Raw genomic sequence first — 16,468 nt, 5'->3', positions numbered from 1 at the left:
TAAATTAACAAATCTGCTAATCAAAAGAAAGTCGCGCTTGGGCAGTTACTTCTTGTGCTACAAAATTCCTTTCCAAAAACTTGTGATACCCTACGATACCTATCATCGCTGCATTATCGGTACAATACTGAAATTTAGGTACAAAGGTTTGCCAACCGTACTGCTTTCCTAAAGCTGTGAGGGCATTGCGAATACCCGAATTAGCCGATACCCCTCCCCCAATAGCCACTTGCTTGATACCTGTTTCTTTTACAGCTTTTTTGAGTTTGCTCATCAGTATTTCTACAATCGTGTGTTGTACTGAAGCGCAAATATCAGCTAAATGTTCAGTTATGAAATTAGGATTTTCTTCAGTGTTTTTCTGTATAAAGTAGAGAATACTTGTTTTAAGTCCCGAAAAACTGAAGTTAAGACCTGATATTTTAGGCTTAGAAAAACTGAAGGCTTTAGGGTTGCCCTCTTGGGCGTATTTATCAATGAGAGGTCCTCCAGGGTAAGGCAGTCCTAATATTTTAGCGGTCTTGTCGAACGCCTCCCCTACTGCATCGTCAAGGGTTTCGCCCAACACCTCCATATCAAAAAAGCTGTTCACCTTCACAATTTGGGTATGCCCTCCGCTAATGGTCATTGCGAGAAAAGGGAACTCGGGTTTAGGCTGACCTTCCTCTATAAAATGTGCCAAAATATGTGCCTGCATGTGGTTCACTTCAATGAGCGGGATATTCAGTCCCATTGCCATCGATTTAGCAAATGAAGTCCCCACGAGCAACGAGCCCATTAATCCAGGCCCTCTGGTAAAGGCAATAGCCGAAAGTTCTTCTTTGGTTATCCCTGCTTTTTTGAGTGCTTGAGCCACTACGGGTACTATGTTTTGCAGGTGAGCACGTGAAGCCAATTCGGGCACTACCCCGCCGTATTGTTTATGCACCTCTTGATTTGCCACCTCATTAGAAAGCACTTTATCATTGCAAAGCACTGAAGCTGAAGTATCATCGCAAGAAGATTCTATAGCTAATATATAGGTATTTTTCATTCTTTTCAGTTTAAAATGCAAAAGTAAGGATTATTTACTAATTTTAAAAATTCTACTTGGTTGTGAAATGGGCGTTAAAATAAAAACTGAAATTTATTTGCTTTATTCGTTTTTTATCTATACATTTGTAGCCTTAAACAACAAATAAATAAAACACTATGAAAGTAACTTACTTAGGTCACGCTTGCGTGAATATAGACATTGATGGCACTCATTTCCTCGTCGACCCATTTATTACACCTAACCCTTTGGCTTCGCATATCGATATCAATACGATCAAAGCGGATTATATACTCATCACTCACGCCCACGGCGACCACATTGCCGATGTAGGAGCTATTGCCAAACGAACAGGTGCTCAACTGATTACCAATCCCGAGATTCTCGCTCATTTTGAGAAATTAGGGCTTAGTGGTCACGCTATGAACCTCGGGGGTTCTCACCGTTTTGTAGATGGAAAGGTAAAAATAAAGATGATTAAGGCAGAACACTCGTCTTCTTTCCCCGATGGCTCTTATGGAGGTAATCCTGCTGGTTTCTTGATTGATTACAACGATGATACTATCTACATTTCAGGAGATACCGCCTTGCATTACGATATGAAGATTATCCCTCATCAATATCGCGTGAACTTGGGTATTTTTCCTATCGGCAACAACTATACAATGGGCGTACGCGATGCTCTTACAGCGGCTCGTTTTGTAGAGGTAGGCAATGTGTTAGGTGTGCATTACGACACCTTCCCTGTAATTAAAATTGATAAAGAAGCGGCTAAACGCAAATTCAAAGACGACCACCGTCGCTTACACCTCTTAGAAATAGGTGCTACTCTTGATTTAGAAGATTTGAACATCAGCACGCTTTAAGAAATCTTATCACACGAACTTTGCTAAAGCCATAGAACTTTGGCAAAGTTTTTTTTCATACCTAAATATCTAATCACTAACAAAAAATTGTTAATTTACTAATCTACAAATTGGCTAATTAACAAATTATTCTTACTTTTGCGCCGTTTTTACAAAAGCAAAATATTTTAAACGGAAACAATGAAAAAACTTATCGCTTGCTTATTATCCAATCTTTTACTTTTTACCTCTTACCTCTTACCTCCTACCTTAGAAGCTCAGTCTTTCCAGGTCGCAATGCCTCTCAACACTAAACCTTTGCTCGCAGGTAATTTCGCTGAATTGCGTCCCAACCACTTTCACGGTGGCATCGACCTAAAAACCGAAGGTCGTGAAGGATTGCAGGTGTTTGCTGCCGAAGATGGCTATGTGTCTCGTATCAAAGTAAGTCCTTACAGTTATGGCAAAATGTTGTTTATTACTCACCCCAATGGTTATGTAACTACTTATGGGCATTTACAAAAGTACGCTCCTGAAATAGAAGCTTACGTAAAGCAAAAACAATACGAAAAGCAAAGCTATGATATCGATATACTTCTTCCCGAAAAACAATTTGTCGTAAAAAAAGGCGATTGGATAGCTCTCAGTGGTAATACAGGCGGAAGTAGAGGTCCTCACTTGCATTTTGAGGTACGCGATATTCACAATAACGGTTGGAATCCTCTGCTTTTTGGTTTTCAAGAAATACAAGACACCACTCCTCCTGATGTATTGCTTGTATATGCTTATTCACTAAGTGATGACGCACAAATAGATAACACTCAGTTACCACGTCAGCTCAATAAAAATAAACAGATAGACGGCACTTACCTCACCGAAAAAGTTAATGCGATTGGCACCATAGGTTTTGGTATTTTGGGCTATGACCGTCAAGATGAAACAATGCACCGCAATGGTATTTACAAGGTGAGTTTACTTCTCAACGGAGAGACCCAGTTAGAAACTGTCTTTGATAAAGTAAACTATGACGAAACGCGTTATCTTAATGCACTTATAGACTACGAACGATATGCACAACACAAAGGGTTTGTACAGCTTTTGTACAAATTGCCTAACAACAAACTCGAATCAGTATATCCTACCTTAAAACCTAATAAAGGTTATCTTACTATTGAAGAAGGTAAACAATACACCGTATCTATTATTGCAGAAGATTTTAAAGGGAATACTACTAAAATCAATATTCCCATAGAAGGCAAACGAGAGCCTTTAAAAACAGCTCGACCAGAACCTAAAGGCAATAAGCAACTAGTTGCTACTCGTGATAATTTTTACGAAATGGAATACGGAAGTGTATACTTCCCCGAAGATACTTTTTATAAAGACTATTTGATGAATATTACTAGCACTAAAGATACTTTAACCGTAGGTAGTTCGTTCATTCCTGCTCAAAAGTTCTTTACTGTAACTATCAAAAGTGATACTTATGCCAATGAAGATACTTCTAAGGTATTTATAGCTCGTTCGAACGGGGGCTATGAACCAACGGTCTATAAAGATGGTGTGTTTACAGCCAAATCGCGTAACTTAGGAAAGTTTTATTTACGTAAGGATACTATTCCGCCCACTCTTAAAGCTGTGAATTTTAGGAACGGAGGCATTGTGAAAGGTAATACTCTCAAAATTTTAGTAAGCGATAATCTTACCGGATTTGAATCTTGTTCTGCCACCCTAAATGGGCAGTGGATTCTCTTTGAATATGAACCTAAAAACCGATGCCTTACCTTTCATTTCAGCGATATTGATACTACCCAAACCAATAGATACGAACTTATTGTAAACGCAAAAGACAGAGTAGGCAACGTAGGAACTCTGAAAGCCAACTTTACAAAACTAACGACAAACAATTAACGACTAATAACTAATAGCTATATGAAACATATCATTTTTACAGAAAAAGCGCCAGCGCCCATTGGTCCTTACACACAAGCCGTGAAAGCTGGCAACACTCTCTACGTATCAGGACAAATACCGGTAAATCCTGCAACAGGAGAAGTAGTGAAAGGCATAGAAGCCGCTACCAAACAAGTAATGGAAAACCTCAAAGCTATCCTTACCGAGGCAGGAGCTACTTTTGAGAATGTAGTGAAAACTACTATTTTCTTAGCTGATATGGGGCAATTTGCGCAAGTAAATGGCGTATATGCACGCTATTTCAACGAGGCAACAGCACCTGCACGCGAAACCGTACAAGTAGCACAATTGCCTAAATCCGTAGAAGTAGAGATTTCTTGCATTGCTGTATTGTAGTGATGCTGTGTAGAGACAAAAATCCCCGCAAGACTTGCAATAAGTTTTGCGGGGATTTTGTGTAATTCTACTATTAGATGATTTATTACTTCCAATCTATTACGAGGTCTGAGAGTTCAAGATATGTCACTTCACGATCCCAACCATCAGTAGGACCAAACTTTGTTAATATGGAAGCAAATTTCAAACCTTTAACACTTGGTAATATTTGTTTAAAAGTTACAAAAGCTTTTACAGGCACTTCAGTAGGAACTGTATTACAAGCATAATAAGAGTTTCTGTCACTTCCAATACCTACTTCTTTAGATAGATATGTATTACCTTCAAAATCGTATGCTTTAGCATTATACCAAAGATGGCTAGAATCTTCATTAAAGCATACCTTTTGATGCACTAATTTATGAGAAATCAAGAGATTTACAGTTACGGTTTGAGCCTTTTTGTCTCCTACTACTGAAAGGATCTTTACATCAAACTTAGGTGAAAAACTCTTTACAGTACCATTGCCATCACCTTTACCTCTTGTAGCATCGGCAAAGATTTTATCAGCGGTAGTTTGAAAGTCTTGGGCTTGTGATTTAATTTCACCGTTTTGTAAAGCCTTATCAAAGAAAGCTCTTATCTCTTTCTTATTATCTAATTTTAGAACTACCAACTTATTATTCTCTATACCATTAGCAAAATATTTAATAGTAGCCTTATTACCTAAAGCAGAAAGTTGTTCTTTAGTAGCATTGTCCGAACTTTTCTTTTCAACAGAACCTCCCGTGAACATAGAAATATAGTCACCAGTGGTTATAATATCATTGATAAAGATATTTTCGTACTGAGTACCTCTTGCTGGCACACCGAAAGCTAATGTTTCCCCTTTTTTATAGGTGTGGTTATCTACAGCGGTATACTCTTTCCTAGAGTTTTTAGCTTGAGCTACTGCAAAACCGAGATTCAACATTAAAAATACAGTTAAAATGATTTTTCTTTTCATTATATTTGGGTTTTATGGTTTTAAATTAATTATAGTAGGTTCACAACCTTCTCTTACTTCAAAGTTTATAGTTTTCACAAGTTGAATAGTATCATTTGGTGAATCATAAAGCATTAAAGTATGTTTATAATAGCTATCCAATGAAGAGATTTGATTATTGTCATAAACTTTGGGTTTAATTGTTATTTGCCTACTACTATTTGAGAACCACATATTTTGGTCATCAATACCTTCGTATTCAGGCTTGTCAATTGTATAATAAACTTCTTTCCCTAAGAAATTATTGACAATAATATTTGATTCCTGATAGAATTCAACATTATATACTAAAGTATTATGATATGGTTCTATTTTTACTTTATTTTTCTCCTTAGTATTTCTTAGGCAACTATTATTTTTAGTTATTATTATGTATGTATACCCAACTTTTAAATTCGAAAAAAGTATATAGCTACCAGTGTTGTCAGTAATATTTTGTCCCCTTATTGATCTTGTACCATCAATAGTACCTTCTTTATCTTGTTCCAATAGAGTAACTGCTACCTTTTCAGGGTTAATAAAAGCATATATCTTCCTACCCACTAAAGGATTATCATATTCTCCATAGGTAAGATAAACTTTAAGTGTTTTCCCTTCTTCTCCTTTGTTTTCATCTTTCTTACAAGCTGTGATTGCAAGAAACCCAGCTATGAAAGCTACTAAAAATAATTTGTGTTTCATTTTTTTTGAATAGTTTAAATTTTTCCTACTCTATTACAGGCTTTTCGGATTCTGCCTTTTCTGTTCATATAAGCGCATAAAAAAAGCGTAAACATTCCTCTCTTTGCTTGTTATAGAAGCCCGACCAAAGGCTATGTTACGAAGCAAAAGGAATGCCTACGCTATAACGCAGGCATTTCCACTTTTACTTTCCCCGTAACATTAAAAAATGGTCGTTTTCTATAACAGGAAATTATAAAGCGAAACGCTAATTTATGTCTTTATGTAAGTGTTTTTCTGTTTCTTTTAAATAGTGTTAAAATGGTTTTTAAATTCGCTACAAATGTACAACTAATTTTTAATTGTACAATTTTTTGGTGCATATTTTTTTAGGTACGAGCTACAAGCTCGCACTAGCAAAGAGATTAATGATTAATGATGAAATTAGGGGTAACTTATACAGAGCTTATAGGATAAACGTATAATGAGTGGGTCTACAGTGGCTCTACAGTGGCTCTACAGTGGCTCTACAGTGGCTCTACAGTGGCTCTACAGTGGCTCTACAGTGGCTCTACAGTGGCTCTACAACGAACAAAAGACGAACAATGAACGAAGATAAGGTGAAGATAAGAGGAAGATAAAATAGAGGCAAGGTGAAATTAAAATGGAGCTTGATAAAATAGGAATTGTAGCGTTTTTGAAAAAATAATTTTTCTTGCTTCATTGTTAATTACTGATTATTTTGTACTTTTGTCGCTTTGAGTGCTAACCATTGTTTACTGATGAAAAAACAAATTACCAATACTGTACTAATGGTGCGCCCTGTGCGCTTCCGTATGAACGAAGAAACCGTTGTGAACAACTATTTCCAGGAGGAAATGGATTTGAAGAACGAGGAAATCAATCGCCAAGCGCAACAAGAGTTTGATGCCTTTGTGCATAAACTGCGTGAGGTAGGAGTAAAAGTGATTGGCGTAGACGATATTTACGAACAAAACACTCCTGATTCGGTATTTCCGAATAATTGGATTACCTTTCACCAAAATGGCAACGTAGCAATTTACCCTATGTTTGCTGAAAATCGGCGTCGTGAGCGTCGTGAGAATATTTTGGACAAGGTAGAGGAAGAAGGTTTTCTCATCGAAAATGTGTATGACTATACTGATGCTGAGCAAGAAAACATCTTCTTGGAAGGTACGGGAGCTATGGTGCTCGACCGCGTGCATCGCAAGGCTTATTGTGCGCTCTCGCCCCGCGCTGATGAGGAACTATTTATTGAGTTCTGTGAAGATTTTGAGTATACGCCTGTAATTTTCAAAGCTTACCAAAAGGTAGATGGTAAGCAAGTACCTATCTATCATACCAATGTGATGATGGCTTTAGGTGAAAATTTTGCGGTGGTGTGTTTAGATACCATCACCGACAAAAGTGAGCGCAAGAACCTTTTGCATCACCTAAAAGAAGACAAGAAAGAGATTATCAGCATCACCCCTGAGCAGATGTGTCAGTACGCAGGCAATATGCTACAAGTGCAGGGTAAGGACAGTACTTATTTGGTGATGAGTGATGCCGCTTATAACGCCCTTACCCCTCAACAGATACAGACGATTGAGAAATATACCCAGATACTCCACAGCAATTTAGAAACTATTGAGACTTGTGGAGGAGGCAGTGCGAGGTGTATGCTAGCAGAAGTGTTTAATCCACGTAATTAGGTAACAAGTAAAAAAATGGACAAAAAAGAATATATCAAAAGTAAAATTAGAGATATTAAAGATTTTCCAAAAGAGGGAATTATCTTCAAAGATATTACACCATTGCTAATGGATGTGAAAGCAGGGCAATATGTAATCGACTTGCTCGTGGAGAACCTGCACGGACAGAAAATAGACAAAGTAGTGGGGATGGAAAGTAGAGGTTTCTTCTTCGGAATGTTGCTTGCACAACGATTGGGGGCTGGCTTTGTACCAGTACGCAAAAAAGGGAAATTACCTTATAAAACACTCTCACAAACCTACGATTTGGAGTACGGGCAAGACGTATTGGAAATTCACGCAGACGCTATTATAAAAGGTGAAAAAGTCCTCATTCACGACGATATCCTCGCTACCGGTGGTACTGCTGAAGCGGTAGTAAAACTTGTAGAACGCCTCGGTGGCGATATTGTACAACTAGATTTCTTGATGGAACTCCATTTTCTGAACGGCAGAGAGAAACTCAAAGGACACCCTGTGTATAGCATTTTATAAGAATTAGAAGTTAATAATTAGAGCGAAACCTAAATTTCAACTGCTAAAATATAACTTCTGTATTTCAGTAGGTTATATTATATTAAGTAAAAAAATGTGTTAAATAATTTCGCCACTTAAATAAAAACTCCTACATTTGCACGAATAAAAACAAAACAAGTAATGAAAATAAAGAATTACATTCTATATATCACTTTATTTGTAACCTCACTCATTCCTCTACAAGGTTTTGCAACTGAAAATGAGGAAGGAGAGCCTTTTCAAATCAACGATTTGATTGATGAACACATCAACGATTCACACGATTTTCACTTGTTTGATTATAAAGGGCACACTTATTCGTTACCCTTGCCTATCATTCTTTATACCGATAAAGGATTAGTGACTTTCCTATCGAGTGCCTTCCATCACGACAACAAAGGTACGGTAGTAGTAGATAAAGACGGACAGCGATTTGTGCGCTACAAAGAAGATATTTACTACGCAAATGCTGATACACCTCTCTCTTTCAACGCGAAAGGAGAAGTAACCAATACACGTCCGTTAAACTTTTCTATTACTAAGAACGTGTTTTCATTGCTTTTAGTATCGGTATTGATGGTGCTCATCTTCACCTATATGGCACGTTCTTACAAGAAGAACCCCAAAGCCCCTAAAGGCTTAACAGGAGTTTTAGAACCTATAGTGCTTTTTGTGCGCGATGAGATAGCGATTCCTAACATAGGCGAAAAGTACTACAATAGGTATATGCCTTATTTGCTTACTGTGTTTTTCTTGATTTGGATAGGAAACCTCTTCGGATTAATTCCGTTTTTCCCGTTTGCTGGTACGGTAACGAACAATATTCTTTTCACAGGTATGTTGGCTATCTTTACCCTTATTCTCACTTTATTTAGCAGTAACAAACACTATTGGAAGCATATTTTTGCTCCCCCAGGAGTTCCTACTTGGATATTACCAATTATGATACCTATTGAAATGTTGAGTGTTTTTACTAAGCCTTTTGCCTTGATGATACGTTTATTTGCCAATATGACGGCAGGGCACATCATTGTACTGAGCTTGATTTCACTCATCTTCATCTTTGGAACGGTGTATATATCGCCTGTGTCGATAGTTTTTACCTTGTTTATCTGTATCTTGGAGCTATTGGTAGCTGTTTTGCAAGCCTATGTGTTTACATTGCTATCAGCTTTGTTTATAGGACAGGCAGTGGAAGAAGAACACTAATCAATTGATAATTAACAATTGACAATTAACAAGTAACTAATTAATTTTATATATATGGTTTTAGCAGGAATTGGGGCTGGATTAGCAGCCATTGGAGCCGGAATCGGTATTGGTAAAATTGGTGCTTCTGCTGTTGAAGGAGTAGCACGCCAACCCGAAGTGTCTTCAAAAATTCAAACTGTGATGATTATTGCTGCAGCACTTATCGAAGGGGTAGCCCTTTTTGCTGTGGTAGTAGCACTCATCGCAAAATAGGACGACAAAACCGTTGTGCAACGGTTGGTTACACAACGGTTTTATAAAATTAGGGCGTATGCCACTAATGGTGAATTGCCTTTTATCCCTACATAAAGGGACACAAAAGAGAATAAAATAATCATATTATTAAAGACTAAATAACAACTAAAGAAATGAATTTAGCACACCCCGAAAGTTTATTATTCTGGAATACTCTCATATTTCTGATATTGCTTTTCCTCTTAGCAAAATACGCTTGGAAGCCCATAATGAATGCGGTAAAGCAACGCGAAGACTCTATCAATAAGGCTTTGGAAGCTGCTGAAGAAGCTCAAAAACAAATGGCAAATCTCAAAGCCGATAATGAGCGTCTTTTAGCTGAAGCACGTGCCGAGAGAGATGTAATTTTGAAAGAGGCAAGAGATGTTAAAGATAAAATAGTAACAGAAGCCAAAGAAGAAGCACAACGCGAAGGCGAAAAACTTATCAAACAAGCTCAACAAGCGATTGACAGTGAGAAGAAAGTAGCCTTGGCACAGCTGAAAGACCAAGTGGCAGCTCTTTCTGTTGAAATGGCTCAGAAAGTGATGATGAGCGAACTCTCAGACGAGAAGAAACAAACTGCCCTCATCAACGATTATCTAAAAGGTGTTACATTAAACTAAAATAGGTTATGTACGGATTGAGAGTAGCAAATAGATATGCCAAGGCACTCTTGGAATACGCTCTTCTACAAAAAGCATTAGAAGGGGTTTTCGCTGATATGACCTTGATAGATAAAACAATAAAAATGAATAAGGACTTGGAGCGTATGCTCATTTCGCCTATTGTGAAAACAACGGTAAAGAAGAATGTCCTTACTGAAATATTTACAATGGTTACTCCTGAAACGCAACGTTTGTTCGATTTGCTTATTCAGAACCGACGCTTGCCAATACTCGGAGCAGTAGCCGAGAAGTTTGTTGTATTGTACAACGATTATAAGCATAACAAAACAGCAGTAGTAACTACGGCAACTCCACTTAATGAAGCTACCCGCAAAGAGATACTCGAAAAGGTAATGATGCTTACTAAAAATAAAAATGTTACCCTTGAGAACAAGGTAGATAAAAATATTATTGGGGGTTTTATTCTTCGTGTAGATGATGTGCAATACAACGCCAGTGTAGCGCATAAACTTAGCAGATTACAACAAGAGTTTCAAGAGAAACTGTTTCTGTAAGTAAGAGACGAATGGTAAGGAGAAAGAATTGTTTAAAGATTGATATAAATAAGACTGACAACTAAAAACTAACAACTAAGAAATAAAAACTGAAAAAATGGCAGAAATAAAAGCCGCTGAAATTTCAGCAATTTTAAAAGAACAATTAGCTCACTTCGACGCCAATGCTTCTTTAGAAGAAGTAGGAACGGTATTACAAGTGGGAGACGGTATTGCGCGTATCTTCGGACTATCGAATGCACAATACGGTGAATTAGTAAAATTTGACAACGGACTACAAGGGATTGTCCTCAACCTCGAAGAAGACAACGTGGGGATTACTCTCTTAGGTCCCTCTACTGATATTAAAGAAGGGGATACCATAAAACGCACAGGGCTTATTGCTTCTATCAATGTAGGTGAAGGCATCGTAGGGCGTGTGGTAAATACCTTAGGACAACCTATTGATGGAAAAGGACCTATTACCGGCAAGCTATACGAAATGCCGTTGGAACGCAAAGCTCCTGGGGTAATCTTCCGTCAGCCTGTAAACGAACCTCTACAAACAGGTATCAAGGCTATCGACGCAATGATTCCTATCGGTCGCGGACAACGTGAGTTAGTGATTGGCGACCGCCAAACGGGTAAAACTACCGTGTGTATCGACACTATCCTCAACCAAAAAGAATTCTACGATGCGGGCAAACCAGTATATTGTATCTACGTGGCTATTGGTCAGAAAGCTTCTACCGTAGCAGGTATCACTAAAACCTTAGAAGATGCGGGTGCTTTGGCTTATACTACCATTGTAGCGGCTAATGCTTCCGATCCTGCTCCTATGCAGGTATATGCACCTTTCGCAGGAGCTGCTATTGGGGAATACTTCCGTGATACAGGTCGCCCAGCTCTTATTATCTACGACGACCTTTCTAAACAAGCGGTAGCTTACCGTGAAGTATCACTTCTATTACGCCGTCCACCTGGACGTGAGGCTTACCCTGGTGATGTGTTCTACTTGCACTCTCGCTTATTAGAGCGCGCTGCCAAAGTAATTAATGATGATACTATCGCACGCCAGATGAACGACCTACCCGAAAGCATTGCACCACTCGTAAAAGGGGGAGGTTCTCTCACTGCTTTGCCAATCATCGAAACTCAAGCGGGTGACGTATCAGCCTATATCCCTACTAACGTGATTTCTATTACCGACGGACAGATATTCTTGGAGTCTGATTTGTTCAACTCAGGGGTACGTCCAGCCATCAACGTGGGTATTTCGGTATCGCGTGTGGGAGGTTCAGCACAGATTAAATCGATGAAGAAAGTAGCGGGTACCCTCAAATTAGACCAAGCACAATACCGCGAACTCGAAGCTTTTGCCAAATTCGGCTCTGACCTCGATGCAGCTACTATGGGGGTTATTGAGAAAGGGAAGCGCAATGTGGAAATCTTAAAACAACCACAAAACGACCCTTACCCCGTAGAAAACCAAATTGCGATTATCTATGCAGGTTCTAAAAACTTATTGAGACAAGTGCCTGTGGACAAGATAAAAGAGTTTGAGAGAGAATATTTAGAGTTCCTCAATGTATCTCATCGTGACATTTTAGACGAGCTAAAAGCTGGCAAACTCACCGATGAGATTACAGCTACTCTCGAAAAAGTAGCGAAAGATTTGAGTGAAAAATACGCAAAATAGTAAATACATCTTTTTAAACATTTATTCTTATGAGTGTTATTATATGGGTAATTATTGGAGTCGTCTTTTTATTTGCGCTAAAGATTTATGTAAACAAAGTATATACAAGAAAACATTTGCAAAAACAAATAGGGCACATCAATCAAAACCCTTTAACAGAGGAACAGATACGATTACTTACTTTTGGAGCAATACTGACGTATTACCGTGGTGAAAATCTACTAAACCTGATACCTACTGAAATATTAGAAACATATCAGAAAGGATTACGTCGACAATGGGAAATAACAGATACAGCATCTGCTAAAGAAACTATAAGTGACTTATTGGCAGAGAAACGTTCGTTACAGTTCCGACATCTGCTAACGCAAACCTCACCTGAGCTTAGCAAAATACAGAAACAAATAGCCAAAGGTTTGGAGATAGAATTAGCACAAGTAGAAGCAGTAAAATCGGCTTATGCGTGGGATTTGTGTAGAGCAGCTTCTTTGGCTAAATGGTGTTATTGGTGCCAATATATCACAGAAACTGAAATGTGGGATATATTGCAAAAAGTATCAGAAATAGCAAAAGAACAAGGTAAGAATTGGCAAGAATATACCATATCTTTCCTTTTAGGACGTACTATTCAGGGTTTTGATTTGGAAAACCTTATTATTCTAACCTCTCAGCTATTCCATAGCAAATCACCTTCATTAAGGAAGATAGAAGGAATAGATGTTTATCAAAGGTATTCTTTTTAACAGCAATGATAAAATTGCTAACTGTTAATTGATAAAATGGCGAATTTAAAAGAAATACGAAGCAGAATTTCATCGGTAAGTTCAACGATGCAAATCACAGCAGCGATGAAAATGGTATCGGCAGCCAAACTGAAAAAGGCGCAAGATGCTATTGTAGCGATGAAACCTTATGCTTATAAACTCAAGCAGTTATTAGAACATCTTAGTGCTGCCTTGGGTGATGACAATGTTTATAATCCGCGCAAAGGAGAAGTAAAAAAAGTACTTTTGGTACCTATCACCTCCAATAGAGGACTCTGCGGGGCATTCAATGCCAGCGTGATTAAAAAAGCGTTAGAGTTAGAACAAACTACCTATAAAGACAAGCAGGTACAACTCTACACCATAGGTAAAAAAGGCAATGATGTGTTGAAAAAATACGACAATATTGTAGCTCATAACAGCGAGATTTTCGATAAGCTCACCTTTGCTACAGCTGCTGCTTTGGCTGAAGAACTAATGGAATTGTACACTTCGGGTAAATATGACCAGATAGTATTGGTGTACAACAGCTTTAAGAATGCAGCTACACAAATTCTTACGGAAGAAACATTTTTGCCTATTCAGCCTATAACTACTAAAGCAAAAGGCAAAGAACTAAACACAAATTATATTTATGAGCCTTCTAAGCAAGAGATTGTAGAAGAACTCATTCCGCGTTCGTTAAAAACAGAGATTTTCAAAGCCTTACGCGACTCAGTAGCAGCAGAGCACGGTGCTCGTATGACAGCTATGCACAAAGCTACCGACAATGCTCAAGACCTCAAAAACGAACTCATACTTACCTACAATAAAGCCCGTCAGGCTACTATTACCGGTGAGATTATAGAAATCGTAGGAGGTTCAGAAGCCTTAGCATAATGTAATGCGTCGGCATACATAATAGAGAGATTTAATTTATATGGAAAACAAAAAATTTAATAATTACAAGAAGAATAGCTATTCCTCTAATGGGAATTCAGAGAAAAAGCCTTACAATTCTTCTTATAACAGCGGTAACAATCGCAACAACAACGGCAATAGTTCATTCAAAAAGAAAACTTACGGACAGAACGAAGGACGCAATTACAGCAATAACAGTGGCAACCGTTATGAAAATAATAGCGGTAATCGTTATGAAAATAACGGTGGCAATCGTTACAACAATAGTAACAACGGTTATAATTCCGAAAACAAAAAATCTTACAATCCTAACTTCAAAAAGAATGAGGGATATAACAAGCCTAACAACTACAACCGTAATGAAGGTTATAACCGAAACGATAATTATAAAAAACCTTTCAACGAAAAACCTTATAACAATACCTACAAACCTCAAAACAACGCTCCTATAGACTACTCTACTACCACTCCAGCTGAAGTGCGTTTGAACAAATATATTGCCGATGCTGGTATCTGCTCACGCCGTAATGCCGATATGTATATTTCGGCAGGTAATGTAACGGTGAATGGTGAAGTAATGACCACGCTCGGCTATCGCGTAAAGCCTACCGATGAAGTTCGTTTTGATGGAAAACTCCTTTCTTCTGAAAAGAAAGAATACATCTTGCTCAACAAACCCAAAGGTTTTATCACCACTACTAACGATGAGAAAGGACGCAAAACTGTAATGGATTTGGTCGCAAATGCTACCAATGTACGCATCTTGCCTGTAGGTCGTTTAGACAGAGCTACTACAGGTTTGTTATTGCTTACCAATGATGGAGAGCTTACCAAAAAACTCACTCACCCCACTCACGGTGTGCGCAAAATATACCACGTAATTCTCGACCGCAAACTCGACTACAAAGACTTTATGAAGGTACAAGACGGATTAGAGTTAGAAGATGGTCTTATTGAAGTAGATGAAATCAGCTATGTGAACGACAAACCTAAGAATGAAATAGGCATCAAAATTCACAGTGGTCGCAATCGCATTGTACGTCGTATTTTTGAACACTTGGGCTATCAAGTAGAAAAACTCGACCGTGTAGTATTTGCTGGGCTTACTAAAAAAGATTTACCTCGGGGTCATTGGCGTCGTCTCACTCAGCAAGAAGTAATCAATCTTCGCAATATGAAGTGACACTATCTCCTAACTCTTATATCCCCTAAATCCTAAAAGCTTGAATAAAAACTTAGATCCAAATAAAGAAAATTATTCGGCGCAAGAACTCGATATAGAAAGAGCCTTGCGCCCTTTGTCGTTTGATGATTTTGCAGGGCAAGAAGCAGTTTTAGAAAACCTAAAAGTATTCGTAAAAGCTGCTAATATGCGTCACGAAGCACTCGACCATACCCTTTTTCACGGGCCTCCTGGACTTGGAAAGACTACCCTCGCTCATATTTTAGCTAACGAATTGGGCGTAGGCATCAAAATTACTTCAGGCCCTGTGCTTGATAAACCTGGTGATTTAGCTGGATTACTCACTAATTTGCAAGAGCGTGATGTGCTTTTTATCGACGAGATACACCGCTTGAGTCCAGTAGTAGAAGAGTATCTTTACTCAGCTATGGAAGACTACAAGATTGATATAATGATAGAATCAGGCCCTAACGCCCGCACAGTACAAATCAATCTCAATCCATTTACGCTTATAGGGGCGACTACCCGTTCAGGGCTACTTACAGCTCCTATGCGTGCACGTTTTGGTATTCAAAGTCGATTGCAGTATTATTCTACCGAACTTTTGGCAGATATCGTTCAGCGCAGTGCTTCTATCCTTAAAGTACCAATTTCTATGGAAGCTGCTATAGAATTAGCAAGCAGAAGTAGAGGTACCCCGCGTATTGCCAATGCTCTTTTGCGCCGTATTCGTGACTTTGCTCAGATAAAAGGCAATGGTGAAATAAATATTGCTATTACCCGCTTCGGACTTAAAGCCTTAAATGTAGACGCACACGGATTAGACGAGATGGACAACAAAATTCTCTCAACCCTTATTGATAAATTCAAAGGAGGGCCTGTGGGAATTACCACTTTGGCGACTGCCGTTTCCGAAAGTGCTGAAACTATTGAAGAGGTGTATGAACCTTTCCTCATTCAAGAAGGATTTATCGTACGTACTCCTCGCGGACGCGAAGTAACCGATTTAGCTTATAAACATTTAGGTAGAGTAAATCTTGCAAGGCAAGGCACTTTATTTGATTGAATAAATAACAATTAGATAGAAAAAATCCCTTAAAGTAACATCATACTTTAAGGGATTTTTATTGTTT

General features: G+C 38.3%; 18 protein-coding genes. 15 read left to right on the top strand and 3 right to left on the bottom strand.

Annotation, left to right across the window (positions count from 1 at the left end; genetic code table 11):
- Positions 1-16: 16 nt before the first annotated feature.
- The gene (gene tsaD / locus AM608_RS01105; protein WP_053580482.1) at positions 17-1,033 is read right to left on the bottom strand and encodes a tRNA (adenosine(37)-N6)-threonylcarbamoyltransferase complex transferase subunit TsaD; all 1,017 of its coding nucleotides are present in this window, start codon (positions 1,031-1,033) and stop codon (positions 17-19) included.
- A 158-nt stretch (positions 1,034-1,191) separates the two neighbouring features.
- Between tsaD and AM608_RS01100 the strand changes: the two genes are divergently transcribed.
- The 3 genes from AM608_RS01100 to AM608_RS01090 all read left to right on the top strand — a co-directional run bounded on the left by AM608_RS01100 (position 1,192) and on the right by AM608_RS01090 (position 4,188).
- Entirely contained in the window at positions 1,192-1,899 is a 708-nt protein-coding gene (locus AM608_RS01100) for a metal-dependent hydrolase (RefSeq protein WP_053580481.1), read from the top strand.
- A 180-nt stretch (positions 1,900-2,079) separates the two neighbouring features.
- Positions 2,080-3,789, top strand: a complete 1,710-nt coding sequence (locus tag AM608_RS01095; protein ID WP_053580480.1) for a M23 family metallopeptidase — start codon at positions 2,080-2,082, stop codon at positions 3,787-3,789.
- A 21-nt stretch (positions 3,790-3,810) separates the two neighbouring features.
- Positions 3,811-4,188 carry a RidA family protein gene (locus AM608_RS01090; RefSeq protein ID WP_015782777.1) on the top strand — a complete coding sequence of 126 codons (378 nt, stop codon included), beginning with the start codon at positions 3,811-3,813 and terminating at the stop codon, positions 4,186-4,188.
- A gap of 85 nt (positions 4,189-4,273) precedes the next feature.
- On the opposite strand, the gene AM608_RS01085 is transcribed toward AM608_RS01090, so the two are convergent.
- Together AM608_RS01085 and AM608_RS01080 are read right to left on the bottom strand one after the other, a co-directional pair.
- Positions 4,274-5,173 (bottom strand): hypothetical protein, encoded by a 900-nt coding sequence (locus AM608_RS01085; protein WP_053580479.1) that lies wholly within the window; start codon positions 5,171-5,173, stop codon positions 4,274-4,276.
- Between the two features lie 12 nt (positions 5,174-5,185).
- Complete coding sequence (locus AM608_RS01080) at positions 5,186-5,893, bottom strand: hypothetical protein (RefSeq protein WP_053580478.1); 708 nt, start codon at positions 5,891-5,893, stop codon at positions 5,186-5,188.
- A 463-nt stretch (positions 5,894-6,356) separates the two neighbouring features.
- Here AM608_RS01080 and AM608_RS12215 point away from each other — a divergent pair, with 463 nt between their 5' ends.
- The 12 genes from AM608_RS12215 to ruvB all read left to right on the top strand — a co-directional run bounded on the left by AM608_RS12215 (position 6,357) and on the right by ruvB (position 16,401).
- A complete protein-coding gene (locus AM608_RS12215) occupies positions 6,357-6,491 on the top strand; it encodes a hypothetical protein (protein ID WP_371179196.1) in 135 nt (44 codons plus the stop codon).
- A gap of 163 nt (positions 6,492-6,654) precedes the next feature.
- The gene (gene ctlX / locus AM608_RS01075) at positions 6,655-7,587 is read left to right on the top strand and encodes a citrulline utilization hydrolase CtlX (protein WP_053580477.1); all 933 of its coding nucleotides are present in this window, start codon (positions 6,655-6,657) and stop codon (positions 7,585-7,587) included.
- 15 nt (positions 7,588-7,602) lie between these two features.
- Entirely contained in the window at positions 7,603-8,121 is a 519-nt protein-coding gene (locus AM608_RS01070) for an adenine phosphoribosyltransferase (protein ID WP_053580476.1), read from the top strand.
- 162 nt (positions 8,122-8,283) lie between these two features.
- On the top strand, positions 8,284-9,351 hold the full coding sequence (gene atpB, locus AM608_RS01065) for a F0F1 ATP synthase subunit A (RefSeq protein ID WP_009411910.1): 1,068 nt from the start codon (positions 8,284-8,286) through the stop codon (positions 9,349-9,351).
- A gap of 54 nt (positions 9,352-9,405) precedes the next feature.
- Complete coding sequence (gene atpE, locus AM608_RS01060) at positions 9,406-9,606, top strand: ATP synthase F0 subunit C (RefSeq protein WP_002671466.1); 201 nt, start codon at positions 9,406-9,408, stop codon at positions 9,604-9,606.
- Positions 9,607-9,761: 155 nt separating this feature from the next.
- The gene (locus tag AM608_RS01055; RefSeq protein WP_002671464.1) at positions 9,762-10,253 is read left to right on the top strand and encodes a F0F1 ATP synthase subunit B; all 492 of its coding nucleotides are present in this window, start codon (positions 9,762-9,764) and stop codon (positions 10,251-10,253) included.
- An 8-nt stretch (positions 10,254-10,261) separates the two neighbouring features.
- A complete protein-coding gene (gene atpH, locus AM608_RS01050; protein ID WP_053580475.1) occupies positions 10,262-10,810 on the top strand; it encodes an ATP synthase F1 subunit delta in 549 nt (182 codons plus the stop codon).
- Positions 10,811-10,907: 97 nt separating this feature from the next.
- Positions 10,908-12,488 (top strand): F0F1 ATP synthase subunit alpha, encoded by a 1,581-nt coding sequence (gene atpA / locus AM608_RS01045; protein WP_002671460.1) that lies wholly within the window; start codon positions 10,908-10,910, stop codon positions 12,486-12,488.
- 29 nt (positions 12,489-12,517) lie between these two features.
- On the top strand, positions 12,518-13,231 hold the full coding sequence (locus AM608_RS01040) for a DUF1266 domain-containing protein (RefSeq protein ID WP_053580474.1): 714 nt from the start codon (positions 12,518-12,520) through the stop codon (positions 13,229-13,231).
- Positions 13,232-13,267: 36 nt separating this feature from the next.
- Positions 13,268-14,131, top strand: coding sequence for an ATP synthase F1 subunit gamma (gene atpG, locus AM608_RS01035; RefSeq protein ID WP_053580473.1), 864 nt, complete (start codon positions 13,268-13,270; stop codon positions 14,129-14,131).
- A 40-nt stretch (positions 14,132-14,171) separates the two neighbouring features.
- Positions 14,172-15,335: a pseudouridine synthase gene (locus tag AM608_RS11320; RefSeq protein ID WP_082315775.1), complete on the top strand. Its 1,164-nt coding sequence runs from the start codon at positions 14,172-14,174 to the stop codon at positions 15,333-15,335.
- 40 nt (positions 15,336-15,375) lie between these two features.
- Positions 15,376-16,401, top strand: coding sequence for a Holliday junction branch migration DNA helicase RuvB (ruvB, locus tag AM608_RS01025; protein WP_053580472.1), 1,026 nt, complete (start codon positions 15,376-15,378; stop codon positions 16,399-16,401).
- Positions 16,402-16,468 lie beyond the last annotated feature (67 nt).

This window comes from Capnocytophaga sp. oral taxon 323, assembly GCF_001278825.1.
Classification (GTDB): domain Bacteria; phylum Bacteroidota; class Bacteroidia; order Flavobacteriales; family Flavobacteriaceae; genus Capnocytophaga; species Capnocytophaga ochracea.
Note: the sequence above shows the minus strand (reverse complement) of the source record. Positions and strands in the feature narration are given on the sequence as shown.